Below are 25255 nucleotides of genomic sequence, written 5' to 3'. Positions count from 1 at the left end.
AGCCTGAATGAAAGAACGCATCGCTTTACGGCGCTGGCTCAGCGCCGCTACCCTCACCGGCCTGCTGTCGTTGGTTTGGGCCACTGCCGCCGCCGCGCAGGATCCGGCGCAGTTCCGCATCGGCTACCAAAAAGGATCGGTCAGCCTGGTGCTGGCGAAGAGCCACCGGCTGCTGGAGGAACGTTTCCCCGCCACCCGCATCAGCTGGATCGAGTTTCCCGCCGGCCCGCAAATGCTCGAGGCCTTGAACGTCGGCAGCATCGATCTGGGCAGCACCGGCGATATTCCGCCGATCTTCGCGCAGGCCGCCGGCGCGGACCTGCTGTATGTCGGCGTCGAGCCGCCCAAACCGAAGGCGGAGGTGATCCTGGTGCCGGAAAATAGCCCGATCAAAACCGTCGCCGATCTGAAAGGCCATAAGGTCGCTTTCCAGAAAGGATCCAGCTCGCACAACCTGCTGTTGCGATCGCTGCAAAAGGCCGGCCTGAAATTTACGGATATCCAGCCCGCCTATCTGACCCCCGCCGATGCGCGCGCCGCCTTCCAGCAGGGCAACGTCGATGCCTGGGCCATCTGGGATCCTTATTATTCCGCCGCGCTGCTGCAGGGCGGCGTACGGGTGCTCGGCGACGGCACCGATCTGAACCAGACCGGTTCCTTCTATCTGGCGGCGCGCCCCTACGCCGAAGCCAATGGCAGCTTTATCAGCCAGGTTCTGACCGTGCTGACCCAGGCCGATGCGCTCACCCGCAGCGACCGGGCGCAAAGCGTGACCCTGCTGGCCAACGCCATGGGGCTGCCCGAACCGGTGATCGCCAGCTATCTGGATCACCGCCCGCCGACCGCCATCACACCGCTCGATGCGCAGACGATCGCCGCGCAGCAGCAAACCGCCGACCTGTTTTACGCCAACCGGCTGGTGCCGGTGAAGGTCGACATCTCGCAACGCATCTGGCGCCCAAGCGCGCAATAAACAATGGGAGAACACTGACGATGAGCCTGAACGTTTTCTGGTTTTTACCCACCCACGGCGACGGCCACTATCTCGGCAGCGCACAGGGGGCGCGCAGCGTCGATCACGGTTACTTGCAGCAGATCGCCCAGGCGGCGGATCGGCTGGGATTCGGCGGCGTATTGATCCCCACCGGCCGCTCGTGCGAAGACTCCTGGCTGGTGGCCGCCTCGCTGATCCCGGTCACCCAGCGGCTGAAATTTTTGGTCGCGCTGCGGCCGGGCATCATCTCCCCTACGCTGGCGGCGCGCCAGGCGGCAACGCTGGATCGCCTGTCCAACGGGCGCGCGTTGTTCAATCTGGTCACCGGCGGCGATCCGGAAGAGCTGGCGGCGGAGGGGTTGCATCTCAATCATGAAGAGCGCTACGAAGCCTCAACCGAGTTCACCCACATTTGGCGCCGGGTGCTGGAAGGCGAAACCGTCGATTTCGACGGCAAGCACATTCAGGTGAAAGGCGCCAAACTGCTGTTCCCGCCGGTGCAGCAGCCGCGCCCGCCGCTCTATTTCGGCGGATCCTCCGCCGCCGCGCAGGATCTGGCCGCCGAACAGGTAGAAATGTATCTCACCTGGGGAGAGCCGCCGGCGCAGGTTAAAGAGAAAATCGAAGAGGTGCGCGCCAAAGCGGCGGCGAAAGGCCGCCAGGTACGCTTCGGTATCCGCCTGCATGTCATCGTGCGGGAAACCACCGAAGAGGCCTGGCGCGCCGCCGATCGGCTGATCGCACATCTCGATGAGGAAACCATCGCCGACGCGCAGCAGGCCTTTGCGCGCTTCGACTCCGTCGGCCAACGGCGCATGGCGGCGCTGCACGGCGGCAAGAAGGACAACCTGGAGATCAGCCCGAACCTGTGGGCCGGCATCGGCCTGGTGCGCGGCGGCGCCGGCACCGCGCTGGTGGGCGATGGCCCGACGGTCGCGGCGCGCATGCAGGAATATGCCGATCTGGGCATCGACACCTTTATTCTCTCCGGCTATCCGCATCTGGAAGAGGCCTACCGCGTCGGCGAACTGCTGCTCCCGCACCTCGATCTGGCGCAGGAGGAAACGCCCGCGCGCCTTCAGCCGGTGCGCCCGCAGGGCGAAGTGGTGGCCAACATTTATGTTCCGCAAAAAGTGTCGCAGAGCTGAGGAGCGCCCCGATGGCAAAGAACGCGCAACGCATCCTGTATCGGCTGGCCCCCTGGGCGCTGCCACTGGCGCTGGTGATCCTCTGGCAGATCGCCGTAGAAACCGGCTGGCTGTCCAACCGCATTTTGCCGGCGCCGAGCGCGGTGCTGGCCGCCTTCTGGAGCCTGAGCCAAAGCGGCGAACTGTGGCAGCACCTGAGCATCAGCAGCCAGCGCGCGCTGATCGGCTTTGCCATCGGCGGCAGCATCGGGCTGATCCTCGGCTTTATTACCGGGCTGTCGCGCTGGGGCGAACGCCTGCTGGACAGCTCGGTGCAAATGATCCGCAACGTGCCGCACCTGGCGCTGATCCCGCTGGTGATCCTGTGGTTCGGCATCGATGAATCCGCCAAGATCTTTCTGGTGGCGCTCGGTACGCTGTTCCCGATTTATCTCAATACTTATCACGGCATCAAAAACATCGATCGCGGCCTGTTGGAGATGGCCCGCAGCTACGGCTTAAGCGGTTTCCGCCTGTTTACACAGGTGGTACTGCCGGGCGCGCTGCCGTCGATTATGGTCGGCGTGCGTTTCGCTCTCGGCTTCATGTGGCTGACGCTGATCGTCGCCGAAACCATCTCGGCCAATTCGGGCATCGGCTACCTGGCGATGAACGCGCGTGAATTTCTGCAAACCGACGTGGTGGTGGTGGCGATCGTGCTGTACGCCCTGCTCGGCAAGCTGGCGGACGTGGGCGCGCAACTGCTGGAGCGCGTTTGGTTGCGCTGGCATCCGGCCTATCAACTGAAACAGGGAGAAGCGCTATGACCCTTCCCGCTCGCCTTGCGCAAGGCACGCCGGTGACGCTGGAGTCCATCGGCAAAGGTTACGGCAACCGCACCGTGCTGGACAATATTCAGCTGCGCATTTCCGCCGGGCAGTTCGTGGCGGTGGTCGGCCGCAGCGGCTGCGGCAAGAGCACCCTGCTGCGCCTGTTGGCCGGCCTGGAACAGCCCAGCAGCGGCGCGCTGCTCAGCGGCAACGCGCCACTTGCCGCCGCTAAAGAGGATACCCGGCTGATGTTTCAGGATGCGCGCCTGCTGCCGTGGAAAACGGTGATCGACAACGTGGGCCTGGGGCTGCGCGGCCAGTGGCGCGACGCGGCGCTGCAGGCGCTGGACGCGGTCGGTTTGGCGGATCGCGCCCGCGACTGGCCGGCGGCGCTGTCCGGCGGGCAAAAGCAGCGGGTCGCCCTGGCGCGCGCGCTGATCCACCGCCCTCGCCTGCTGCTGCTGGACGAACCGCTCGGGGCGTTGGATGCCCTGACGCGCATCGAGATGCAGGGGCTGATAGAAACGCTGTGGCAACAGCACGGTTTTACCATACTGCTGGTCACGCACGACGTCAGCGAAGCCATCGCGCTGGCGGATCGGGTGATCCTGATTGAAGAGGGCCGCATCGGGCTGGATCTGACTCTCGATCTGCCGCGGCCGCGCCGCAAAGGCTCGGCCCGGCTAGCGGAACTGGAGGCCGAAGTGCTGGAGCGGGTGTTATCACCGCCGGCCACAGCGGCCAGCGGCCGTCGGGCGGCGAATTGAAGGGATGAAAAAAGGGACGGCGCAGGCCGTCCCTTGATCTATCCAACGCGAAAAGATCAGGCGTCGAGCGCCTTGCTGATCTTCTCGTACAGATCGCCGGACAGGTTTTCCAATCCTTTCAGCTGTTCCAGCGCCTTGCGCATCAGCGCCTGGCGGCCCGCGTCGTAACGCTTCAGGCGAATCAGCGGTTCAATCAGGCGCGCGGCGATCTGCGGGTTGCGCTGGTTGAGATCGCTGAGGATCTCCGCCAGGAACTGATAGCCGCTGCCGTCCGCGGCATGGAACGCCGCCGGGTTGCCGGAAGCGAAGCCGCCGATCAGCGAACGGGTGCGGTTCGGGTTGCTCAGGCTGAACGAACGGTGTTGCAGCAGCGCGCGCACCTTGCTCAGCACGTCTGCCGCCGGGCTGCTGCCCTGCAGCACGAACCATTTATCCATCACCAGGCCATCCTGATGCCAGCGTTCGTCGAACGCCGCCAGCAGCGCATCGCGGCACGGCAGCTGGGCCGCGACCGCAGCAGACAGCGCCGCCAGCGAGTCGGTCATGTTGTCCGCCTGGCGATACTGTTCGCTCACCAGCTGATCCGCCAGCGCCACATCTTCGCCGAACGCCAGATAGCCCAGGCACACATTACGCAAGGCGCGCTTGGCGATCTCGGCGTGCTCCACGCGGTAGCCGTCGGTCTTGTTGGCGTGATATACCGCCAGCCACTCATCGGCCAGCTCCCGCGCCAGGCAGCGAACGATCGCTTCATGCACCGCGGCGATCGCTTCCGGATCGATGGTGGCGAACAGCTCGGCGATTTCGTTCTCCGACGGCAACGTCAGGATCTGCGCCGCCAGCGCCGGATCCAGTTTTTCGTCCAACAGCACTGCGCGGAACGCATCGGCCACGTGCAGCGGCAGCGACAGCGGCTGCTTCTGCTGGTGCCGCGCCACGTTCAGCTTGATATAGGTCGCCAGCAGGCTCTGCGCCGCATCCCAACGCGCAAATTCATTGCGCGCGTGCTGCATCAGGAAGGTCAGCTGCTGATCGCTGTACGGATAGTCCAGCTTCACCGGCGCGGAGAATTCGCGCAGCAGCGACGGCACCGGCTTATGCGCCACGCCGTCGAACACGAAGGTTTGCTCCGCTTCGGTGACGTTCAGCACGTTATTGACCGGCAGGCCGCCCTTTTGCAATGGAATGACGTTGCCTTCGCTGTCGTACAGTTCGATATCCAGCGGGATATGCAGCGGCAATTTCTCCGGCTGATCGGCGGTCGGCGCGGTTTGCTGGCTGACATGCAGACGATACTGCTGGGTTTCCGCGTCGTAATCGTCGCGAACCGTCAACAGCGGCGTGCCGGACTGGCTATACCAACGGCGGAAGCGCGACAGATCGACGTTGGACGCGTCCTCCATCGCCTGCACGAAATCGTCGCAGGTGGCGGCGCTGCCGTCGTGGCGTTCGAAATAGAGCTGCATCCCTTTCTGGAAGTTCTCCTCCCCCAGCAAGGTGTGCATCATGCGGATCACTTCGGAACCCTTTTCATACACCGTCAGGGTGTAGAAGTTGTTCATCTCGATCACTTTGTCCGGGCGGATGGCGTGTGCCATCGGGCTGGCGTCTTCGGCGAACTGCGCGCCGCGCATCACGCGCACGTTGTCGATGCGGTTGACCGAACGCGATCCCAGATCGGAACTGAACTCCTGGTCGCGGAACACCGTCAGCCCCTCTTTCAGGCTGAGCTGGAACCAGTCGCGGCAGGTTACGCGGTTACCGGTCCAGTTGTGGAAGTATTCGTGGCCGATCACCGCTTCAATGTTCAGGTAATCCTTGTCGGTGGCGGTTTCCGCCTTCGCCAGCACGTATTTGGAGTTAAAGATGTTTAACCCTTTGTTCTCCATCGCGCCCATATTGAAGAAATCGACCGCCACAATCATATAAATGTCGAGATCGTATTCCAGGCCGAAGCGGGTCTCGTCCCACTTCATCGAGTTCTTCAGCGACGTCATCGCCCAGTCGGCGCGATCCAGGTTGCCGCGATCGACGAACAGCTCCAGCGCGACCTTACGGCCGGAACGGGTGGTGAAGCTGTCGCGCAGCACGTCGAAGTCTCCCGCCACCAGCGCGAACAGGTAGCAAGGTTTCGGGAACGGATCCTGCCATTGCACCCAGTGGCGGCCATCGGCCAATTCGCCCTGGCCGATGCGGTTGCCGTTCGACAGCAGGAACGGATAGCGCGCCTTGTCGGCCTCGATGCGGGTGGTAAAGCGCGCCAGCACGTCCGGGCGATCCTGATAATAGGTAATGTGGTGGAAACCTTCGGCTTCGCATTGCGTGCACAGCGCATCGCCGGACAGGTACAGCCCTTCCAGCGCGGTGTTTTTCGCCGGGTGAATGTCGTTGACGATGGTAAGAGTGAATTGTGCCGGCAACGCTTCGATGATCAGTTGGTTATCCTGCTGGCGGTAGGCGCTCCACGGTTGGCCGTCCACCTGAATGCTCACCAGCGTCAGATCTTCGCCATCCAGCACCAACGGTGCGCCGGCCGCGCCCTGACGTTTTATTTTACTGACGGCGGTCACGCGCGTGGTTTCCGCGTCCAGACTGAAGTCCAAATCGATATCGGTCGTGGTGTAATCGGGCGCGCGATAATCGTGGCGGTATTTTGCCTGTGGCTGTTGTGTCATAAAAACCCTTAAACGTCTCGGTGAGTTATAGGTGCCAGGCCGCTCTTCTGCTTCGTACCGCAGCCGGAGTGTTCCCCTGCGGCGCGCGGTGGGCCTGAATTGTGAATAAACTGTATCACAGCTGGCCGAAAAGCCCAGAGCCGCCGGGCGACCACGAGAGAGAAATCAGAGGCAAATCATAAATCGCCCGCCAGGCGATAGCGCAGGTGACCAATGGCTAAATAAAAATCAGCATTTAATGCTAAAAAACCGCCACCGGAGGGCGCCGGCATAGTTGAGGCGACGCAGGCGGCATGGTGGTATAATTGCGGCATCAGGATCAGGATGACTCGCACTATGAAAATTAAATACGCAATCTATTTTTTTACCCTGTGCCTGATGACTTCCTTCTCTCTGTTCATCGTCGATGAGCTGCTCGAAGCCCATACCGACTACCGCGATAACCAACTCAATCTGTACAAAATTGATCGCGCCAAAGAAATCTCCGAAGCCTTTCAGGCTGCCTTGCAGGCGCACCGCCTCAAACGCTTGAGCCTGATCGATCCGCAAATCACCCGAGCACAATGTTTGGCCGCCGATCGGGCGGCGCGCGAAAGAATTACCCGCATCCGCGAACATCTGGACGATGAGGTCGCCAGACAGCTCGGGGTTCGGCAAAAAATCGCCGCGCTGTCGATGATCAGCCTGATGGAACAGCTGCTGGATAATGACAACCTGCAGCTTTCGCAGGTCAATAACACCAACGCCAATCTGTTCAACATCAACAGCGCCTATTACATCTCGCAAACCAGTAAGAGCTATTACCGCTACACCTACGATACCCGGATGGTGGATACCGACTCTTTTATGTTTCTCGAGGCCATCCGCCTTAATAACCGGCTGAATATGTCACTGACGGAATTGAGCGATCAGATTATCGACGTCAACGTCAGACCGCTCATTCGCAAAGACGCCTACCTGAAGTCCATTCAGCTGACCGGCGTACTGAACGCGCTGAGCACCCGATTGATCTTCATGAAGATCAACTACGACGATGGACAAATCACCAACATCGTCAATGCATTGCTCGCCCAGGTTTCCGCTGAGCGCCTCCAACAGATTACCCATGGGCTGTACACCGCTATCGATACCCATCAGCCCTACCCCACCGCGCTTATTTCGCGCTATGTCGACGATGTGAGCGGGCTGTCGCAGGCGCTGTATCAACGCAGCTTCGAACTGGAAACCCTCGCGTCGCGTCACAAGATTTACGACAGCCAGACGACCATTTACGGCATGATTGCACTCGCCGGCCTGGTGGTGTTGCTGTTCATTTTGCCGGCGCTGGTGTTCTGCACCAGCATCAACCGCTGGCTGACCAAGACCCACAACAATATCGTGCGGCTGTCGCGCGGCGAGATAAATATCGATCGCAACGACGCCTTCTACAGCCAGGAATTGATCGCCATCAGCGACGCCATTCAGCAGCTCAGGCAATACCAGTTGGACAAGGTCTCGCTGGAAAGTGAGAAACAACTGCTGATTAAAGAGCTCGAGGCCTCTTCTTTCCTCGATCCGCTCACCAATATTTACAACCGCCGTAAATTCTTCCTTGAATGTCAGCTGCTGGGCGACGGCAGCTACCCGCAAGCCTTTTGCCTGATCGACATCGACAACTTCAAACAGCTCAACGACAGCTATGGCCACGACGTGGGCGACCGGGCGCTGGTGGCATTCAGCCACCTGCTGCAACGCGCGTTCCGCGCCAGCGACATCTTCTGCCGCTACGGCGGCGAAGAGTTCGCGGTGCTGCTGGGCAACTGTTCGTTGGACAACGCGCGGGACATCATGGAGCAATTGCGCGCCCGCACTCATCGCCTGACGCTAAATCTGGCCGATGGACGGCAAGTGCGTTTCACCACCAGCTGCGGCATTGCGCCGGTCAACGCATTCACCGCGCTGCAAGCGGCGATCAAACAGGCGGACGAAGCGCTCTATTTTTGCAAAAAGAACGGCAAGGATCGGGTCAACGTGCATACCCAGGCCGGCTATATCTGATTCGCTGTTTAAAATAATTAACATTATAATTTTTATGACTAATTAGGCTAAGTCATTCACCTTACAGGCATATCTGGCTTTTTTTCCTCCCCGCCGCTATCAGGCCGCCATAAAGGCACGTTTAATCCTCGACCCGCTTTGGTGATTTATGGTGTGATGCAGCTTCAATAACAGGATAATCCGGGTATACTCCACCCCCACTTTTATGATTATCCGGATTTGGACACGCGCCTGACGAGGATGCTGTAACGCGCTATGACTCAATACGCTTCCCCGATTTTGACATCACTGCTTGATACCGATGCTTATAAGCTTCATATGCAGCAAGCAGTGTTCCATCGCTATCCCGCGATCAGCGTGGCGGCGGAATTCCGCTGCCGCGGCGACGAACTGCTGGGCGAATATGCCGACGAGATCCGCGCGCAGGTGGCGTTGATGAGCCGGCTGGCGCTGACCGACGCCGAATTCGCTTATCTTTCGGGTCTGCCCTTCTTCCGTCAGGATTACCTGAGCTGGCTGCGAACGTTCCGCTACGATCCGCAGCAGGTCACCATAGACAACCGCGACGGCAAGCTGCAAATCCGCATCGCCGGCCCCTGGCGTGAAGTGATCATGTGGGAAGTGCCGTTGCTGGCGGTGATCAGCGAAGTGGTGCACCGTCGGCGCTCTCCGTTGGCGACGCCGGAACAGGCGGTGGCGCATCTGCAAACCAAGCTGGCTCAGTTCAAGACGCTGGCGGGCGATCTGGATCTTTCGCGCTTCAAGCTGATGGACTTCGGCACCCGTCGCCGTTTCTCTCAAGGCGTGCAACAGGCCATCGTCAGCACCTTGCAGACCGAATTCCCGTACCTGTCGGGCACCAGCAATTACGATCTGGCGCATCAGCTCGGCCTGGCGCCGGTCGGCACTCAGGCGCATGAGTGGTTCCAGGCGCATCAGCAAATAAGCCCGGTGCTGGCCAACAGCCAGCGCGCCGCCTTGCAAGCCTGGTTGGATGAATACCCGGATCAGCTTGGCATCGCGCTCACCGACTGTATCACCATGGATGCCTTCCTGCGCGACTTCGGCCCGCAGTTCGCCGAACGTTATCAGGGGCTGCGCCATGATTCGGGCGATCCCGTCGAGTGGGGTGAAAAGGCCATTGCCCATTATCAAAAGCTGGGCATCGATCCGATGAGCAAAACGCTGGTGTTCTCGGACAACCTGGATCTGGAAAAAGCGCTGGCGCTCTATCGCCATTTCTACCAGCGCATCAATCTCGGCTTCGGCATCGGCACGCGCCTGACCTGCGATATTCCCGGCGTCAAACCGCTGAATATCGTGATCAAGCTGGTCGAGTGCAAAGGCAAGCCGGTGGCCAAGCTCTCCGACAGCCCCGGCAAAACCATTTGCCAGGATCAGGCGTTCGTCAGGGCTCTGCGCAAGGCCTTCGATCTGCCGCTGGTGAAGAAAGCCAGCTGAGCCTTCTATATATAGAGAGAAAGCCGGCCCGGTTCAGGCGCCGGCTTTTTTGTTTTATCCCGACCGCCCTCTTTTCAGCCAGCCACGATAAATGTTGCGCCAATCCGATGATTTCTGCTTGTGCTCTGCACCGCGGCAAGTAACATAGCCATTACCCCCATATTCTTGGGTTGTAAGCTATTTCTAAACCAAATTATTAAAGAGAGAAATCTATGAGCGTAGTGCCTGTAGTCGACGTACTGCAAGGTCGTGCTGCGGTTGACAGTGAAGTCACCGTACGCGGCTGGGTACGTACCCGGAGAGATTCAAAAGCTGGTATCTCCTTCCTGGCCGTCTATGACGGTTCCTGCTTTGATCCGTTACAGGCCGTCGTTAATAATTCTCTGCCGAATTATCAGGATGAAGTGCTGCACCTGACCACCGGTTGCTCAGTTGAAGTTACCGGCAAGGTCGTCGCCTCACCGGGCGAAGGCCAGAGCTTTGAGCTGCAGGCCACCGCGATCAACGTGGTCGGCTGGGTCGACGATCCGGATACTTACCCAATGGCGGCCAAACGCCACAGCATCGAATACCTGCGCGAAGTGGCCCACCTGCGCCCGCGCACCAATCTGATCGGCGCCGTGGCGCGCGTGCGTCATACCCTGGCGCAGGCGATCCACCGCTTCTTCCATGAAAATGGTTATTTCTGGGTGTCCACCCCGCTGATCACCGCCTCCGACACCGAAGGCGCCGGCGAAATGTTCCGCGTGTCCACGCTGGATCTGGAAAACCTGCCGCGCACCGACAAGGGCGCCGTCGATTTCAGCCAGGACTTCTTCGGTAAGGAAGCCTTCCTCACCGTTTCCGGCCAGCTGAACGGCGAAACTTACGCCTGTGCGCTGTCCAAGGTATACACCTTCGGCCCAACCTTCCGTGCCGAAAACTCCAACACCAGCCGCCACCTGGCGGAGTTCTGGATGATCGAGCCGGAAGTGGCCTTCGCGACGCTGGACGATGTCGCCGGCCTGGCCGAAAGCATGCTGAAGTATGTGTTCCAGGCGGTGCTGGATGAACGTGCAGACGATCTGAAATTCTTCGCCGAACGCGTGGATAAAGACGCAATCTCTCGTCTGGAGCGCTTCGTCTCTTCCGATTTCGCCCAGGTGGACTACACCGACGCCATTGAGATCCTGCTGGCCTCTGGCCAAACCTTCGAAAACCCGGTTTCCTGGGGCATCGATCTCTCTTCCGAACATGAACGTTATCTGGCGGAGAAACACTTCCAGGCGCCGGTGGTGGTGAAGAACTACCCGAAAGACATCAAAGCGTTCTATATGCGCATGAACGAAGACGGTAAAACCGTCGCGGCCATGGACGTGCTGGCGCCGGGCATCGGTGAAATCATCGGCGGTTCGCAGCGTGAAGAACGCCTCGACATGCTCGATCAACGTCTGGAAGAGATGGGCCTGAATAAAGAAGACTACTGGTGGTATCGCGATCTGCGTCGTTACGGCACCGTGCCGCATTCCGGTTTCGGCCTGGGTTTTGAACGTTTAATCGCCTATGTCACCGGCGTGCAAAACGTGCGCGATGTGATCCCGTTCCCACGCACACCACGTAACGCAAGCTTCTAATTCATACGATCAAACGTTTTTTAAACGATTTCGTTACAAAACAAAGGCCAGCCTCGCTGGCCTTTCGCATTTTTTAATATTGACGCACATCACAAAGTTCCCGAAAAATTACATTTGGTTACACATACTTTCCTTTTGCAACCTGATTGGGACATTGGTATCATTTTCGTCCTAGATTAACCCGCCTGTGAATGGAACACTGCGTTCAGACACAGGACGACACCAATCTATCAACAATAGTTCCCAAAGAATTATTGGCGGCAGTGGCAAAGGTGTCCGAATAACACCAATGAGGGTAATAATGATGAAGCGCAACATTCTTGCAGTGGTTATCCCGGCTCTGTTGGCTGCTGGTGCAGCAAACGCAGCTGAAATCTACAACAAAGACGGCAACAAGCTGGATCTGTACGGCAAAGTTGACGGTCTGCACTACTTCTCCGACGACAAAGGCAATGACGGCGATCAGACCTATGTTCGTTTCGGCTTCAAAGGTGAAACCCAGATTACTGACCAACTGACCGGTTACGGCCAGTGGGAATACAACGTTCAGTCCAACCACGCCGAATCTCAGGGCACCGAAGGCACCAAAACCCGTCTGGGCTTCGCCGGTCTGAAATTCGCTGACTACGGCTCCTTCGACTACGGCCGTAACTACGGCGTACTGTACGACGTGGAAGGCTGGACCGATATGCTGCCAGAGTTCGGTGGCGATACTTACACCTACTCCGACAACTTCATGACCGGCCGTACCAACGGCGTTGCGACCTATCGTAACAACAACTTCTTCGGTCTGGTTGACGGTCTGAACTTCGCTCTGCAATACCAGGGCAAAAACCAGAACGACGGTCGTAACGTTAAGAAACAAAACGGCGACGGCTGGGGTATCTCCTCTACTTATGACATCGGCGAAGGCGTAAGCTTCGGCGCTGCATACGCTTCTTCCAACCGTACCGACGACCAGAAACTGCGTTCCAACGAGCGTGGCGACAAGGCTGACGCATGGACCGTGGGCGCGAAATACGATGCCAACAACGTTTACCTGGCGGCGATGTACGCAGAAACCCGTAACATGACTCCGTTCGGCGGCGGTAACTTCGGTGCAGGCTGTGCAGCTACCGATGACAAGTGCGGTGGCTTCGCGAGCAAAACTCAGAACTTCGAAGTCACTGCTCAGTACCAGTTCGACTTCGGTCTGCGTCCAGAAGTGTCTTACCTGCAGTCTAAAGGCAAGAACCTGAACGTCCCAGGCGTAAGCTCTGACCAGGATCTGGTTAAATATGTTTCTGTTGGTACCACTTACTACTTCAACAAAAACATGTCCACCTACGTTGATTACAAAATCAACCTGCTGGATGACAACGAGTTCACCAAAGCAACCGGCACCGCTACCGACGATATCGTAGCCGTTGGTCTGGTGTACCAGTTCTAAGTTGTCTCGCTTAACGGCGGTTTACCGTCGGCTAAGTTAAAAAACAGGGCTTCGGCCCTGTTTTTATTTGTGTCTCCCGGTAACGTTTTATCCTGCAGATTTCCCCTTCCCCATCATTTTTTCTGTCGAATCCTTCCCGTTCACAAGATCGCGGTGTTTTTATCGCAAACGGTTGGCAAAGCCGATAACTGGCGCTACCCTGATGCTTCTGTCTGCTTAACTCCGAGATTTGGAAGCACCTGACATGTTTGAAAAAATCACCGCCGCACCCGCCGACCCGATCCTGGGCCTGACCGACATTTTCCGCGCCGACGCCCGCCCGAATAAAATCAATTTAGGGATTGGCGTTTATAAAGACGAAACTGGCAAAACGCCGGTGCTGACCAGCGTAAAAAAAGCTGAACAGTATCTGCTGGAAAACGAGACCACCAAAAACTATCTCGGCATTGAAGGCATCCCGGCGTTCGCCAGCTGCACGCAAGAGCTGCTGTTCGGCAAAGAGAGCCCGATCGTTACCGCGCGGCGCGCGCGTACCGCACAGACGCCCGGCGGCACCGGCGGCCTGCGCGTGGCGGCAGACTTTATCGCCAACCAGACCAGCGCCAAGCGCATCTGGATCAGCAACCCAAGCTGGCCAAACCACAAGAACGTCTTTAGCGCCGTGGGCCTGGAAGTGCTGGAGTACGCCTACTACGACGCCGCCAACCACGCGTTGGACTTTGACGGCCTGCTGAACAGCCTGAAACAGGCGCAGGCCGGTGATGTGGTGCTGTTCCACGGCTGCTGCCATAACCCGACCGGTATCGATCCAACGGCGGAACAGTGGGCACAGCTGGCTGAGCTTTCCGTCGCCAATGGCTGGCTGCCGCTGTTCGATTTCGCCTACCAGGGCTTCGCCAACGGTCTGGAAGAAGATGCGCAGGGCCTGCGTATTTTCGCCGCCAAACATCAAGAGCTGATCGTTGCCAGCTCCTACTCGAAAAACTTCGGCCTGTACAATGAGCGCGTCGGCGCTTGCACCCTTGTGGCTGCCGATGCCGAAACCGCCGATCGCGCCTTCAGCCAGGTGAAAGCGGCCATTCGCGCCAACTACTCCAACCCGCCGTCACACGGCGCGGCGGTTGTCGCCACCATTCTGGGCAACGATGCGCTGCGCGCGATGTGGGAGCAGGAACTGACCGACATGCGCCAGCGTATTCACCGCATGCGTCAGCTGTTCGTGAACACCCTGCAGGAGAAAGGCGCGCAGCAGGACTTCAGCTTCATCATCCAACAGAACGGCATGTTCTCGTTCAGCGGCCTGACCAAAGAACAGGTGCTGCGTCTGCGCGAAGAGTTCGGCGTCTACGCCGTGAACTCGGGCCGGGTGAACGTGGCCGGCATGACGCCGGACAACATGGCGCCGCTGTGTGAAGCCATCGTCGCCGTGCTCTAAAGGCATCGACGCAGGTCATAAATCGTAAAAAAGGGCGCTCTATGCGCCCTTGATTATTTCTGCCGGGAAATAATCGTTACCACACCGCCGGCTCTTCGCGCAGGAACGGGTTGGTCTGGCGCTCGTGGCCGAAGGTCGACATCGGGCCGTGGCCGGGAATAAAGCGCATGTCGTCGCCCAACGGCAGCAGTTTGGTGCGAATAGAGGCGATCAGCGCCTGATGGTCACCGCGCGGGAAGTCGCTGCGCCCCACGCCGCCGTTAAACAGCACGTCGCCCACCAGCGCCAAACGCGCCTGCTCATTGATAAAGACGATGTGGCCCGGCGTGTGCCCAGGGCAATGCAACACCTTGAGCGTCATCTCGCCCACCTGCATCTCATCGCCTTCCGACAGCCAGCGGGTCGGCGTCAGCGGCGCGCACTCTTCCAGCCCAAACATCCGGCTCTGCGCCGGCAAACCGTCCAGCCAAAACGCGTCTTCTTTATCCGGGCCATAGATTGGCACCTGATAATGGTCCGCCAGCTCCGCCGCCGCGCCGACATGATCCAAATGGCCGTGCGTCAGCAAAATCTGGGTGACCGTCACCCCCTGCCGCGCGACTTCCGCTTTGATTTTTTCCGCTTCACCGCCGGGATCGACCAACGCCGCCTGCTGCGTGTTTTCACACCAAATCAGACTGCAGTTCTGGCTAAAGGCGGTAACGGGAATAAGATGGTATTTCATAAGGCTCCAATGACAATAACGCCGCTTCCGCAAGGGGCGGCGTTATTCACTGACGGCACAGCGATTACCAGGTCCGAACCGGGCCGGTATCGATGTGTACGAAGTTGCTACGTGGGTAATATCCTACACCACCGGCGCGCATTTTTAACGCCGCTTTGCGGATATTGCTCAATTGGATACCTTCGATGTGGAAATCCATCGCCTGGCCTTTGGTGTGGTAGCTGTGCTTGGCCACGCCGCGGCTATGCGCACGCAGTTCGTTGTTGGTGTCTACGGAACGGTATCCAGAGATCAGCTGCACCGGCTTGCTGGTGCCCAGCAGCCCCTGCAGACGATAGAGGTGATCAAACAAGCGGGGATCGATCGATTTAACCTTGTTGGCGCGATAATCGCGGAACAGATGATTTAGCCGCACCAACTCTTCTTTATTGTAACCTTTGCCGTCAAAGAACTCGGCTTTAATAGATTCACCGGTATTCAGGTTATTCAACACTAAAATACGCGGTCGAGCGGTGGAAATACTGGCAAACGCCTGCCCTGGAAGCAGCGCTATGCCCATAGCGGCGCCACCTAGCGCCAGCCATTTACGGCGGTGATGATCAATTTTGTCCATGACTCTGTTAAACCCGGCAAGAATGTCAAAATAAATGCACAAAGCAGCGCACTGTCCGAACCATAACCGCCTGCGTATGCTGAGTCAACCCGCGATACGCCTAGGTTTACAGGCCCCCGGCTACGAGGGCCTGCGGTATAGCCAAACATTCTGACCGTTATTTATTTATAATTACTGCATTTACTGCATTAATTTTTTGGCCTGAGCCAAAATTTGTGCGCCCGATCGCACCGTATTATCATAATTGTAAATATCTGTACGGAATTGCGGTTGGCCGTCATCCGAAACCCAGGCGGTCAGATAATACAGTTTTACGGGAATACGCTGGCGAATATTCACATAAGTGGTATTCCCTTCTTTCAGCGTGGAAGACACGCGGCTGTTGTTCCAGCCGGCGTCCTGCAGCAGCATATTCGCCAAATCGGAAGCCTTGTTCACCCGCACGCAGCCGGAGCTGAGCGCGCGGATGTCTTTCTGGAACAGGCTGTGGTTCGGGGTATCGTGCAGGTAGATGGCGTCCGAGCTCGGCATATTGAACTTGAAGCGCCCCAGCGAGTTGGTCGCGCCCGGCGCCTGACGCACGCGATACGGGAAGTTGCGCGCAGAGACCATGCTCCAGTCGATCATCGCCGGGTTGATCACTTCCGCATCGTTGCTCCAGCCCGACAGCACGGTATAGCCGTGTTTCTGGAAGTAGTTACCGTCACGCATCGCCTTCGGCACGATGTCCTCACGCACCAGGGTAGTCGGCACGTTCCACGGCGGGTTGACCACCACGTTGTTCAACGCGCTGCTCATCAGCGGCGTCTTGCGGCTCGGCCGCCCGACGATAACGCGGGAAGACAGCACCTCATTGCCGTTCTGGTAGTAGGTCAGCGAGTAGTTGGGAATGTTCACCATGATGCCGGTGCCGACATGCCCCGGCAGGATCCGCAGGCGCTGGATATTCAGCGCCAGCAGCGCGGCGCGGGTTTTCGGTGACACGTTGAGCCACTCGCGGGTGCGCACGCCGATCACGCCATCCGCCGTCAGCCCTTGCCATTTCTGGAAGCGCTTGACGCCCTCCACCAGTTCGTCGGTATAGAGGTTATCGCTCACCACGCTGCCAATCTGCGGCGGCGTCTGTTCCGCGGTCAGCTCCGTCACCGGCGCTGCCGATGGGCTGACCGTCACGCGGCTTTTCTCTTCGTCTACCGTCAGCCCGCCGTCGTCGGGCTCATTGATCTTCGCCGAAACCACCGCCGGTTCCGGCTCCGCTTCCGGCGCCGCGGCGGCGAGCATACCGGTGCGCGTCAGGATCTCACGCAGCGCCGGAATATCATTGCTCATCTGGCCTGGGCGCAGGCTCGGGCCGCTGCCCACCTGCGGCCAGGGACGATTATCCGCCAGCATGTCGCGCAGCGCCTGATGCATCTTGGCGTATTGCGGATGCTGCGGCGCGAGCGAATTCACGTAGCTCAGAGTACGCGCCTGGCGCACCGCCAGCTGCCATTGGTTGATCACCGCGGTGGGCGGCAAGCCAAGCTTGTAGGGAATATTGCTGTACAGCCAGTTGTTGCCGTTGGCACCGATGGCGGAGACGAACTGCAAATAGCCCAGCATCGCATCGGACAGCACCGCATCGCGGCCCGCTTCACTGAGCGCCGGATCGGTCAACATCTTCACCCATTGGGTGAACTGCGGCTGCACGCCGGACATCGCCAGCTCGGCCAGCTGCTGCTGAAATTGCTGAACGGCTTCGCGATCCTGCCACATCGGCTGCATGTGATTCGCCGCATACAGCGGCGCCAGCGTGGACAGGTAGTGCAAATCCATGCCGCGCGGCAACGCGGCCAGCAGTTCAGAACGGCTCTGCGCAACGGACATGCCTGCTGATGCCACCGGCAACGCCGGGACGGTGGCCGATGCGGAAAACGACGACACAAGACTACAGGCGATAGCGCCACTCAGCGCCAAACGTCGTAGAGAGTTTCCCTTTTTAAGCAACATCCCTTGCCCCCTGTATGCTCACAAAAAAAACGTCAAAAACTGCATATAGTTTCAGTATACAAACAGAAAGGCCGTTTCGCCCTGCGGGCGCCGAATAACTGTTTATGTGATTAAACTAACCGCTTTTCAACGGATAAAAAAGCAGGACTATCATCCACGCGCACAAAAAAATAGCCACCCTGCGGCGGCTATTTTCGGATTTTTAGGGCGTTTTTCTGCCTTACGGCGTTTCAACCGGCGCAGTGCCCAGCGCCGGTGGCTCGCCGGCGAAACCGCGTAGCCCCACCACGTGCACATGCTCGTGGTTCTGGAACACCTTACGCACCAGTTTATAGGTGGTGCCCTTCTCCGGGCTGATGTTTTCCGGCGCCGCGATGATCAGCTGCATCTCCAGACGGTCGCACAGCTCAAACAGCGTAGCGATCGACTTGGCATCCAGACGCGCCGCTTCATCGAGGAACAGCAGGCGGCACGGCGAGATGTCTTTGCCGCGCAGGCGACGGGATTCTTCTTCCCAGCTCTGCACCACCATCACCAGGATTGACATCCCGGTACCGATGGCTTCACCGGTAGACAACGCGCCGCTTTCCGCACGCAGCCAGCCGTCGGAGCCACGGTATACCTCCACTTCCATCTCCAGGTAGTTGCGGTAGTCCAGCAACTCCTCGCCGATGGTCTGCGGCGTGCGCTGCCCCATGTCGATCTGCGGATTCAGGCGTTGATACAGTTTGGCCAACGCTTCGGAGAAGGTCAGGCGGTTGCTGTTGAACAGATCCTGATGCTGTTCCTGCTGCTCGGAGAGCACGTCCAGCAGAGTGGCGTGCGCTTCGCGCACATTGACGTTCAGCCGCACGCTCTTCACCTGGCCGAAGGCAACGGCCTGCAGCCCCTGGTTCAGCATGCGAATGCGGTTCTGTTCGCGCTGAATGGTTTTGCGAATGATGTTGGCCACGCTTTTCGAACTGATCGCCAGCTTCTGCTCGCGCGCGGTCAGCTCTTCGGTCAGACGGCCCAGCTCGATTTCCATCTGTTCGATGGCCTCGACCGGATCGTCGGTGCGGATGATGTCCTGACGGATGCGTTCGCGCAGGTGCTGGTACACCGCGATATAGAACTGAATCTTACGCTCCGGCCGCTTCGGATCTTCCGACAGGCGCAGCACGTCGCGCAGATGTTCGTTATCCGCCACCGCCAGACGCAGCGCGCCGAGCGCCTTATCCGACATCGAGCGCAGCTCGTCGCCATCCATATACGCCAGCTCGCGGCGGTGCAGGCGGCGTTCCACGCCGTTGTCTTTCACCAGGCGCATCACCGCGCACCAGCCCGCCTTGGCGGTCACCACCTGCTCGCGCAGCTGATGATAATCGCGTTCCAGCTTGCGCAGTTTCTTCTGCAGGCCGTCCATTTCGGCTTCGCAGAAGGTCAGCTGTTTCTCCAGCTGATTGCGGCGAGCGCGGTTGTTGCTCAGCGCCGCATGCAGTTCGTCGCGACGCGCGCGGGCGCGCGCTTCGGCATTGGCGTCGGCCTGCACGCCGATGTCCACCAGCTCCTGGCTCAGCTCTTTCAGCATGTCGCGCTTGGCGTCGTACGAACTTTTCAGCGAAGCCAGTACCTGACTGTACTGGGTGAACTGGGTTTGATACTGGCGCAGTTGCTCACGGGCGCGGGCGCGTTCGGCTTCCGCCTGCTCCAGACGCTGGCGCAGCTTGTCGTTGAGATCGTTGTTGGCGTTCTGCATGCCGGCGGAGTCGGTATAGCTGAAGTGCGCGCGACGCTGCACCACTTCAGTGAGCGCGAACGCCTGCTGTTTCGCCTGACGCTGCACGCTTTGCGCCTGCGCGTAATCCTGCTGCAGCTGTTCATGCTGCTGCGGATCGCTCTGCAGCACCGACAGCAGCGGCTCCAGCTTGGCCAGCGACACGCCGTGCTGCTGAATATGACGCGCGGCGTCCTGCGCTTCTTCCAGCTCTTCGCGCATCTCGTCGACGCGGTCCTGCAACGTTTCATCGTTCAGCAACGACACCAGCGGCATCAGGCGGTTGAGCGCGGAAATGCCCTCTTTGGCCTGATCGTACTGCTGACGCTGCTGCTGGTTCTGCGCTTCGTGATTGTTCAGCGCGCGTTCGATTTCGCCACGGCGGGCGTTCAGGCCGCGGATCTCCGCTTCCGGGTCGGCGTCGAACGCCACCGCCAGATGGGTGCCGATAAAGCGGCTGAAAGCCTGGTGCGAGCGCTGGGTTTTCTGCACGTCGAACGACAGCGTGGCGTAGCGCTCCGCCAGCGTTTCACGCTCGGCATGCAGCACTTCCAGGCGATTTTCGCGCGCCGCGCGGCCGAACAACGGCACTTCCGGGTAGCGGGAATAACGCCACTGGCGATCGGCGATTTTCACCACCACCGCTTTTTCCTGCTCTTCGACGGCGAATACGCTGTCATCGAACGACTGCGGATCCCCTTCGATCAGGTAAAGATCTTCCGGGCAATCTTCCAGCCCTTCCAGCATCTCGCGCACCAGCGACAGATCCGGCACCACGATGGCGTGGCGCGAAGGGCCGTACAGCGCCGAGAAGTAAGGCGCGTCGTCGATGGTGACGTCATCGTAGATTTCCGACAGCAACACGCCGCCGAAACGTTCGGCCAGCGTGACCAGGCGTTGATCTTCCGCGCCGCCCGGCTGGCTGAGACGTTCGATCTGCGCTTCCACTTCACGTTTGCGGGCCGCCACTTCGTCGCGCTCGACGGTGGTTTCACGCTCGCGCTCCAGCAGCTGCTGCATGTATTCGGTCACCTGCTGGCTGTTTTCCAGCGGCTCTCCGCTCTGATCGCTGAGCTGGCTCAGAGCGTCCTGCGCCGCCAGCCACACCGGCGCGCGCGCCGTCAGCTCACGGATGCGCTGCTGGATCTGCTCCAGCTCCTGGCGCATCTCCATGCGGCGTTCGCCGGCTTCGCTGACGTTCTGCGACAGCGCTTCCAGGCGCTCTTCCAGCTCCTGCTGCAGCATGTCAAGATCGTCCGGCTGGTACTCTTGGCCATGGCGTTTGCAAAACTCTTGCAACAGGCGCTCGGCGTCCTGCTGCGAGCGCAGGCGCTGTTCCAGTTCGCTTAGGCGCAGGCGCAACGGCTGAACGCGCTCGGCGAGGTGCTGCTGCGAAGGCCAGTCGCGCAGCAATTCGCGCGCGCACTGCCAGGCTTCGCTGCGGCTGACCTGGCCGGCGATTTTCCCCACCAGCTGATAGGCCTGTTCGAACTGGCCGTGCGCGGCGTCGGCCACGCTCAGCTTCTGTTCCAGCATCAGCAGCGCTTCGGTCGCCTCCTGCTCGCGGGCCTGGAAGGTATCCAGCCACTGTTCGGCGTTATCGGCGGTCAGATCCGGCAGTTGGCACAGCGCGCGTGCGCGCTCCAGCGCCTGCAGCGCCTGCTGATACTGAATGGCGCGGGTCTGCTGCACGTCGAGCGCCTGCTGGTAGTCGGCCAGCTGGCTCTTCAGCTCATCCACTTCCAGCTCGGCCGCTTCGGCGCGCGCTTCATTTTCGGCCTGTTGCTCGCTGGCCTCGGCCACCACTTCGTTCTGCTCTTCCAAACGGTAGGTCAGCTCTTCCAGATCGGCTTCATAGCGCTCGATCTTCTCCTGCTGACGCATCGCCGTCTGCACCAGATTCAGGTGGTCGCTGGCGGCCTGGTAATCGGTTTCCAGATCGGATTCGGCACCGCTCTGTTCGCTCAGCTCGCGCGCCATTTCCACATGGCGATACTGTTCGGCGGCCAGCTGCTTGCGGCTGCCCAACAGATCGCTGCGCAGCGCCAGCGCGCCGTCCAGATGGATGCGGCGTTCGTTGGCGTGACGCATATAGTCCGCCGCCACATAGGAGGTAGCCTCGGAGATCAAATGCTTGAACAGATCGCGATCCGACTGGGTGACGCGGATCGCTTCCAGCGTCATGCGGTTTTCGCGCAGCGCCGCTTCCATATCCTGGAACGCCTTGCGCACGCCGCTGTTTTCCGGCAGCAGGTAATCGCGCAGCGAGCGAGTGATAGCGCTGGAAATACCGCCGTACAGCGACGCTTCAATCAGACGGTAGAATTTGCTGCGATCGGCGGACGAACGCAGGCGTTTCGGGATCACGCCCAGATCGAACATCAGCGAGTGGTAATCGGTGATGGAGTTGAACTGCTTGAACTGCACGCCCTCCATCTCTTCCACGCGATCCTTCAGTTCCTGCAACGACAGCACGCGCGCCTGGCGCTCACCCACGGTCTGGGTCAGCAGCTCGGTCGGCTGCACCGCAGTCGGCAGGCCCTGAATGGTGAATGGTTTGATGTCGACCTTGCGATCGCGCCCCGCTACCTGCTGCAGACGCACGCCGACCACCACGCGCTGGTGGCGCGAGTTGACGACGTCGAGGGTGGAGTAGCACACGCCGGCGCGCAGCTTGCCGTGCAGGCCTTTATCGCGCGAACCGCTGGTGGCGCCCGCTTCGGTGGTGTTACGGAAGTGCAGCAGCGTCAGATCGGGGATCAGTGCGGTGACGAAAGCCGCCATGGTGGTGGATTTCCCTGCCCCGTTACCGCCAGACAGCGTGGTCACCAGCTCATCCAGATCAAAGGTGCGGGCAAAGAAGCCGTTCCAGTTAACCAGCGTCAGCGAGCGAAATTTACCGCGTTCAATCATTCCTGTTCATCCTCTGCACCGTCAGGAGCGTTATCAACCTGCTGATCCTCAGCCTCATTCTCATCGTTCAGCGACAGGCTGGTTTCAACCGGCATCGCCTCGCCGTCGCGAATCATGCGCAGCTGCGCTTCACGCGGATCGTCGCCGCTGCGCACGTCGGCGCCGAAGCGGAACACCGCCTCGGTAATGCGGAACTTGCTGCTGTCATTGCCCATGAAGTAGACCATGCCAAGGCGGCGCAGGCGGTTCAGCGAGGTGCGCACCTTTTCGTGCAGCTTCTGCCGATCGAGATCCGAACCGGTGGAGCGCTGATTAACGAACTTCAGCAGCTTGTTCTCATCGGCCAGGCTCAGCAACTCGTCGTACAGCTCCTGATGGCTGAAAATGCCTTCGTGCGCCAGGCGCTCGGGGCTGAGGTATAGGTAGCACAAGATCTTACCCACCATCATATCCAGCTCGGACAGCACCGAGCGCGGGATCAGCGTGGTGGAGCGCGGGCGCAAATAGAAGAAACCTTCCGGCGCCCGAATCAGCTCGACGCTGTAACGGGTGTAAAATTCTTCCAGCTCATCCTGGAAATCCATTAAAAAGGCATGGTTGTCCAGCTCATCGATACCGATGTGACGACCCGCGCGCAGTTGGCTGTCCAGCGCCGGGAACAGCGAGTTGGACAGTGCCTTGGCCAGCTTGACTGGCATTACTTGTTCAATATTTGTCGATGACATGGGCCTGGACCTTGGCTCCGTAATCATTGATTGCCTGCCATTCCGCCGGCAACCCTGAGAAATCTGCTTCAGCCACACCGAGGCGCACTGCCTGGTCGACCACTAAACGTGCCACGTCGAAATGACGCGCACGCGGATATTGCGCCAGATAATCGCGCATCACCGCTGCAAGGTTGAGCGGCATCTGCTGTTCCTGATACACCTTCAGCGCCTCTTCGATCATTGCCGCCAGCTGTTCGCGAATTTCGCTAAACTCTTCGAACTCCAGATCCGGCGGCAGTTCCCCCGTCACTTCCTCGCTGCGCAGCGCCAGTTCTTCGTCGCGCATGTCCAGCAGACGATCGGCATTGGCATGGGTCAGCGCCCACGGGTGGTCGAAATAGGTTTGCACCGACTGGCGCAGGCGTTGGGCGAACACGCGGTTTTTATCCATATCGATAGCGGTACGGATAAATTTATGCACGTGGCGATCGTAGCCGATCCACAGGTCAATCGCCTGCTGGCCCCAGCTGATGATGCGATCCAGCTTGCTTTGCAGATCGAACACCAGCTTGTCGACGAAGCCCAGCTCCACGTTGCCGAGGGTGGCGTCCTGGATACGCAGCAGGTTGGCCTGCAGCTTGTCGCCCGCCGCATCCAGCGTATCCTGCAGCTCGCGCAGGGTGCCCGAGGTTTCCGACAGCAGCATCTCGCAGCTGGAGATCGCCGCCCGCCAGTCTTTGCTCAGCAGCGCCGCGATGTCGTTTTTCACGCTCTGCTGCTGCTCGTCCATCACGCGTTGGGTCATGTCGATGCTGTCGAAGATTTCCGCCACCGAATATTTCAACGGCGCGAACACGTTGCGGTGCCAATGGAAATCGTCGCCGCCCTCGTCGGCGGCGTCGGCGGCGCGCTTGAGCTCCTGCGCCACGATCGACAGCTGCATCGACAGACGCAGCGTGGAGAATTCGCGTTGGCGAATATAGTAATCGGTAATGCCGATGCCCAGCGGCGTGAGGCGGTAAATCGCGTTACCGTCCGCCAGTTCGCTGGTAAAGCGGTTCAACAGGCGCTGGCGCACCATGTCGTTGATCGCATTGTTGGCGCGCATCGCCACCGTTTCATGCGTCTGTTCAAAACCCTTGCTGACATGGCGAAATGCATCAACCAGCTCACCTTCGCTCATCTCGCCGTCCAGCCGTTCGCCGTTCAGGGTGGCGATGGCGAGCAAAAATGCGAGACGCTCAGTAGGGAGCGAAATAGAGAAATCATTTTTCCGTGCCCAGGCGACCAGTTCGGGTACTGTCTGGGAAAATTCACTCATAGTTCGTCCTTCAGGTTTGGTTTATGCGCCATGACGTGAATATAGCGCCCCAAACTCACGTACGGCTCCTGCCGGCAATAGTGCTGTTCAAGCGCCAGTAACTCTTCAAATTTTTGTGTTTGCAGCTGTCTGCTCTGCAGATAGTCGTGGAACACCCGCACCCCGGTTTTGCCGCTGATGCGCATGCCCAGCTGTTCCAGCCAACCGTAGACCAATAGCGGATCGTGCGGATATTGCGGCGACAGCGAACGCTTGCGGCGCCGCCTGACCTCGGGATCCACCAGTTGGAAATTACCCAACACCACGTTGCGCATCAAGAGGCCGTTGGCGTTGAAGAACATCAGCGACAGCGCGCCGCCCGGCGTCAGGCAGTCATACAACGCCCGCAGCGCCGCTTCGGGCTCGGCGATCCATTCAAGCACTGCATGAAACAATATCAGATCAACCGGCTGTTCCAAATGCTGAGCGATATCCTGCGCAGAACTTTGTACGAATTGCATGTTCTGGCTCACACCTTTCTGCTCCGCCAGCTGCGCGGCGCGCTGGATCATCTCACCAGAAAGATCGCACAACAACACCTGATGTCCTAATTCTGCCAACTGGCAGGCCATATGGCCTTCACCGCCCCCGGCGTCGAGGATGCGCAGCGGCCGCTGCGGCAACTGCGCCAGCAGCCCGGTCAGATCCTGCCAAACCACCGCCTGGCGGATTTTTCCTTTCGTGGTGCCGTAAATATTACGCGCAAATTTTTCAGCAATATCGTCAAAATTGCGATCCTGCATGGACAACGGCTCCGCTGATCTCATTCTTGTCGGCGGCAAAGCGCACGCCCATTCAAACCTGCTATTTTGGCACAGACTGGCT

The 25255-nt window shown here is 59.4% G+C and carries 17 protein-coding genes; 9 read left to right on the top strand and 8 right to left on the bottom strand.

Annotated elements, in window-relative coordinates; genetic code table 11:
• The first annotated feature begins 7 nt into the window (after positions 1-7).
• From SSARUM_RS08450 to ssuB, 4 genes are read left to right on the top strand one after another with little or no spacing between them, the layout of a single operon-like run.
• Positions 8-973 (top strand): sulfonate ABC transporter substrate-binding protein, encoded by a 966-nt coding sequence (locus SSARUM_RS08450; protein WP_033646583.1) that lies wholly within the window; start codon positions 8-10, stop codon positions 971-973.
• Between the two features lie 20 nt (positions 974-993).
• Positions 994-2142 carry an FMNH2-dependent alkanesulfonate monooxygenase gene (gene ssuD, locus SSARUM_RS08445; protein ID WP_060429838.1) on the top strand — a complete coding sequence of 383 codons (1149 nt, stop codon included), beginning with the start codon at positions 994-996 and terminating at the stop codon, positions 2140-2142.
• 11 nt (positions 2143-2153) lie between these two features.
• Positions 2154-2948 (top strand): aliphatic sulfonate ABC transporter permease SsuC, encoded by a 795-nt coding sequence (ssuC, locus tag SSARUM_RS08440; RefSeq protein ID WP_033646585.1) that lies wholly within the window; start codon positions 2154-2156, stop codon positions 2946-2948.
• Positions 2945-3718: an aliphatic sulfonates ABC transporter ATP-binding protein gene (gene ssuB, locus SSARUM_RS08435; RefSeq protein ID WP_033646586.1), complete on the top strand. Its 774-nt coding sequence runs from the start codon at positions 2945-2947 to the stop codon at positions 3716-3718. Before ssuC ends, ssuB begins: the two co-directional genes overlap by 4 nt.
• Before the next feature lie 56 nt (positions 3719-3774).
• On the opposite strand, the gene pepN is transcribed toward ssuB, so the two are convergent.
• The gene (pepN, locus tag SSARUM_RS08430) at positions 3775-6393 is read right to left on the bottom strand and encodes an aminopeptidase N (protein ID WP_033646587.1); all 2619 of its coding nucleotides are present in this window, start codon (positions 6391-6393) and stop codon (positions 3775-3777) included.
• 336 nt (positions 6394-6729) lie between these two features.
• On the opposite strand from pepN, the gene SSARUM_RS08425 reads away from it, so the two are divergent.
• From SSARUM_RS08425 to SSARUM_RS08405, 5 genes are all read left to right on the top strand, one after another.
• The gene (locus SSARUM_RS08425; protein WP_033646589.1) at positions 6730-8430 is read left to right on the top strand and encodes a GGDEF domain-containing protein; all 1701 of its coding nucleotides are present in this window, start codon (positions 6730-6732) and stop codon (positions 8428-8430) included.
• A 255-nt stretch (positions 8431-8685) separates the two neighbouring features.
• The gene (gene pncB, locus SSARUM_RS08420) at positions 8686-9891 is read left to right on the top strand and encodes a nicotinate phosphoribosyltransferase (protein WP_033646591.1); all 1206 of its coding nucleotides are present in this window, start codon (positions 8686-8688) and stop codon (positions 9889-9891) included.
• A 212-nt stretch (positions 9892-10103) separates the two neighbouring features.
• Positions 10104-11504: an asparagine--tRNA ligase gene (gene asnS, locus SSARUM_RS08415; protein WP_033637870.1), complete on the top strand. Its 1401-nt coding sequence runs from the start codon at positions 10104-10106 to the stop codon at positions 11502-11504.
• A 301-nt stretch (positions 11505-11805) separates the two neighbouring features.
• Positions 11806-12933, top strand: coding sequence for a porin OmpC (gene ompC / locus SSARUM_RS08410; RefSeq protein ID WP_039566689.1), 1128 nt, complete (start codon positions 11806-11808; stop codon positions 12931-12933).
• Between the two features lie 244 nt (positions 12934-13177).
• Entirely contained in the window at positions 13178-14368 is a 1191-nt protein-coding gene (locus tag SSARUM_RS08405; RefSeq protein ID WP_039566691.1) for an amino acid aminotransferase, read from the top strand.
• Between the two features lie 76 nt (positions 14369-14444).
• On the opposite strand, the gene SSARUM_RS08400 is transcribed toward SSARUM_RS08405, so the two are convergent.
• The 7 genes from SSARUM_RS08400 to cmoM all read right to left on the bottom strand — a co-directional run bounded on the left by SSARUM_RS08400 (position 14445) and on the right by cmoM (position 25173).
• Positions 14445-15092: an MBL fold metallo-hydrolase gene (locus SSARUM_RS08400; RefSeq protein WP_033646596.1), complete on the bottom strand. Its 648-nt coding sequence runs from the start codon at positions 15090-15092 to the stop codon at positions 14445-14447.
• Between the two features lie 64 nt (positions 15093-15156).
• Positions 15157-15705 (bottom strand): YcbK family protein, encoded by a 549-nt coding sequence (locus tag SSARUM_RS08395; RefSeq protein WP_033637866.1) that lies wholly within the window; start codon positions 15703-15705, stop codon positions 15157-15159.
• Positions 15706-15885: 180 nt separating this feature from the next.
• A complete protein-coding gene (ldtD, locus tag SSARUM_RS08390) occupies positions 15886-17694 on the bottom strand; it encodes a L,D-transpeptidase (protein WP_049233767.1) in 1809 nt (602 codons plus the stop codon).
• A 220-nt stretch (positions 17695-17914) separates the two neighbouring features.
• Complete coding sequence (gene mukB / locus SSARUM_RS08385) at positions 17915-22363, bottom strand: chromosome partition protein MukB (protein ID WP_060429835.1); 4449 nt, start codon at positions 22361-22363, stop codon at positions 17915-17917.
• Positions 22360-23088 (bottom strand): chromosome partition protein MukE, encoded by a 729-nt coding sequence (gene mukE, locus SSARUM_RS08380; RefSeq protein WP_033637863.1) that lies wholly within the window; start codon positions 23086-23088, stop codon positions 22360-22362. The genes mukB and mukE overlap by 4 nt, the downstream gene beginning before the upstream one ends.
• Complete coding sequence (mukF, locus tag SSARUM_RS08375; protein ID WP_004928228.1) at positions 23069-24391, bottom strand: chromosome partition protein MukF; 1323 nt, start codon at positions 24389-24391, stop codon at positions 23069-23071. Before mukF ends, mukE begins: the two co-directional genes overlap by 20 nt.
• The gene (cmoM, locus tag SSARUM_RS08370) at positions 24388-25173 is read right to left on the bottom strand and encodes a tRNA uridine 5-oxyacetic acid(34) methyltransferase CmoM (protein ID WP_033646604.1); all 786 of its coding nucleotides are present in this window, start codon (positions 25171-25173) and stop codon (positions 24388-24390) included. The genes mukF and cmoM overlap by 4 nt, the downstream gene beginning before the upstream one ends.
• Positions 25174-25255: the final 82 nt, after the last annotated feature.

The organism is Serratia sarumanii (assembly GCF_029962605.1).
Classification (GTDB): Bacteria; Pseudomonadota; Gammaproteobacteria; order Enterobacterales; family Enterobacteriaceae; genus Serratia; species Serratia sarumanii.
This window is presented reverse-complemented; position numbering and strand designations above follow the sequence as displayed.

Bases quoted from the DNA above. Each gene is read 5' to 3' on its own strand.
- SSARUM_RS08450 (WP_033646583.1), top strand. From the start codon at position 8: ATGAAAGAACGCATCGCTTTACGGCGCTGGCTCAGCGCCGCTACCCTC.
- ssuD (WP_060429838.1), top strand. From the start codon at position 994: ATGAGCCTGAACGTTTTCTGGTTTTTACCCACCCACGGCGACGGCCAC.
- ssuC (WP_033646585.1), top strand. From the start codon at position 2,154: ATGGCAAAGAACGCGCAACGCATCCTGTATCGGCTGGCCCCCTGGGCG.
- ssuB (WP_033646586.1), top strand. From the start codon at position 2,945: ATGACCCTTCCCGCTCGCCTTGCGCAAGGCACGCCGGTGACGCTGGAG.
- pepN (WP_033646587.1), bottom strand. From the start codon at position 6,393: ATGACACAACAGCCACAGGCAAAATACCGCCACGATTATCGCGCGCCC.
- SSARUM_RS08425 (WP_033646589.1), top strand. From the start codon at position 6,730: ATGAAAATTAAATACGCAATCTATTTTTTTACCCTGTGCCTGATGACT.
- pncB (WP_033646591.1), top strand. From the start codon at position 8,686: ATGACTCAATACGCTTCCCCGATTTTGACATCACTGCTTGATACCGAT.
- asnS (WP_033637870.1), top strand. From the start codon at position 10,104: ATGAGCGTAGTGCCTGTAGTCGACGTACTGCAAGGTCGTGCTGCGGTT.
- ompC (WP_039566689.1), top strand. From the start codon at position 11,806: ATGATGAAGCGCAACATTCTTGCAGTGGTTATCCCGGCTCTGTTGGCT.
- SSARUM_RS08405 (WP_039566691.1), top strand. From the start codon at position 13,178: ATGTTTGAAAAAATCACCGCCGCACCCGCCGACCCGATCCTGGGCCTG.
- SSARUM_RS08400 (WP_033646596.1), bottom strand. From the start codon at position 15,092: ATGAAATACCATCTTATTCCCGTTACCGCCTTTAGCCAGAACTGCAGT.
- SSARUM_RS08395 (WP_033637866.1), bottom strand. From the start codon at position 15,705: ATGGACAAAATTGATCATCACCGCCGTAAATGGCTGGCGCTAGGTGGC.
- ldtD (WP_049233767.1), bottom strand. From the start codon at position 17,694: ATGTTGCTTAAAAAGGGAAACTCTCTACGACGTTTGGCGCTGAGTGGC.
- mukB (WP_060429835.1), bottom strand. From the start codon at position 22,363: ATGATTGAACGCGGTAAATTTCGCTCGCTGACGCTGGTTAACTGGAAC.
- mukE (WP_033637863.1), bottom strand. From the start codon at position 23,088: ATGTCATCGACAAATATTGAACAAGTAATGCCAGTCAAGCTGGCCAAG.
- mukF (WP_004928228.1), bottom strand. From the start codon at position 24,391: ATGAGTGAATTTTCCCAGACAGTACCCGAACTGGTCGCCTGGGCACGG.
- cmoM (WP_033646604.1), bottom strand. From the start codon at position 25,173: ATGCAGGATCGCAATTTTGACGATATTGCTGAAAAATTTGCGCGTAAT.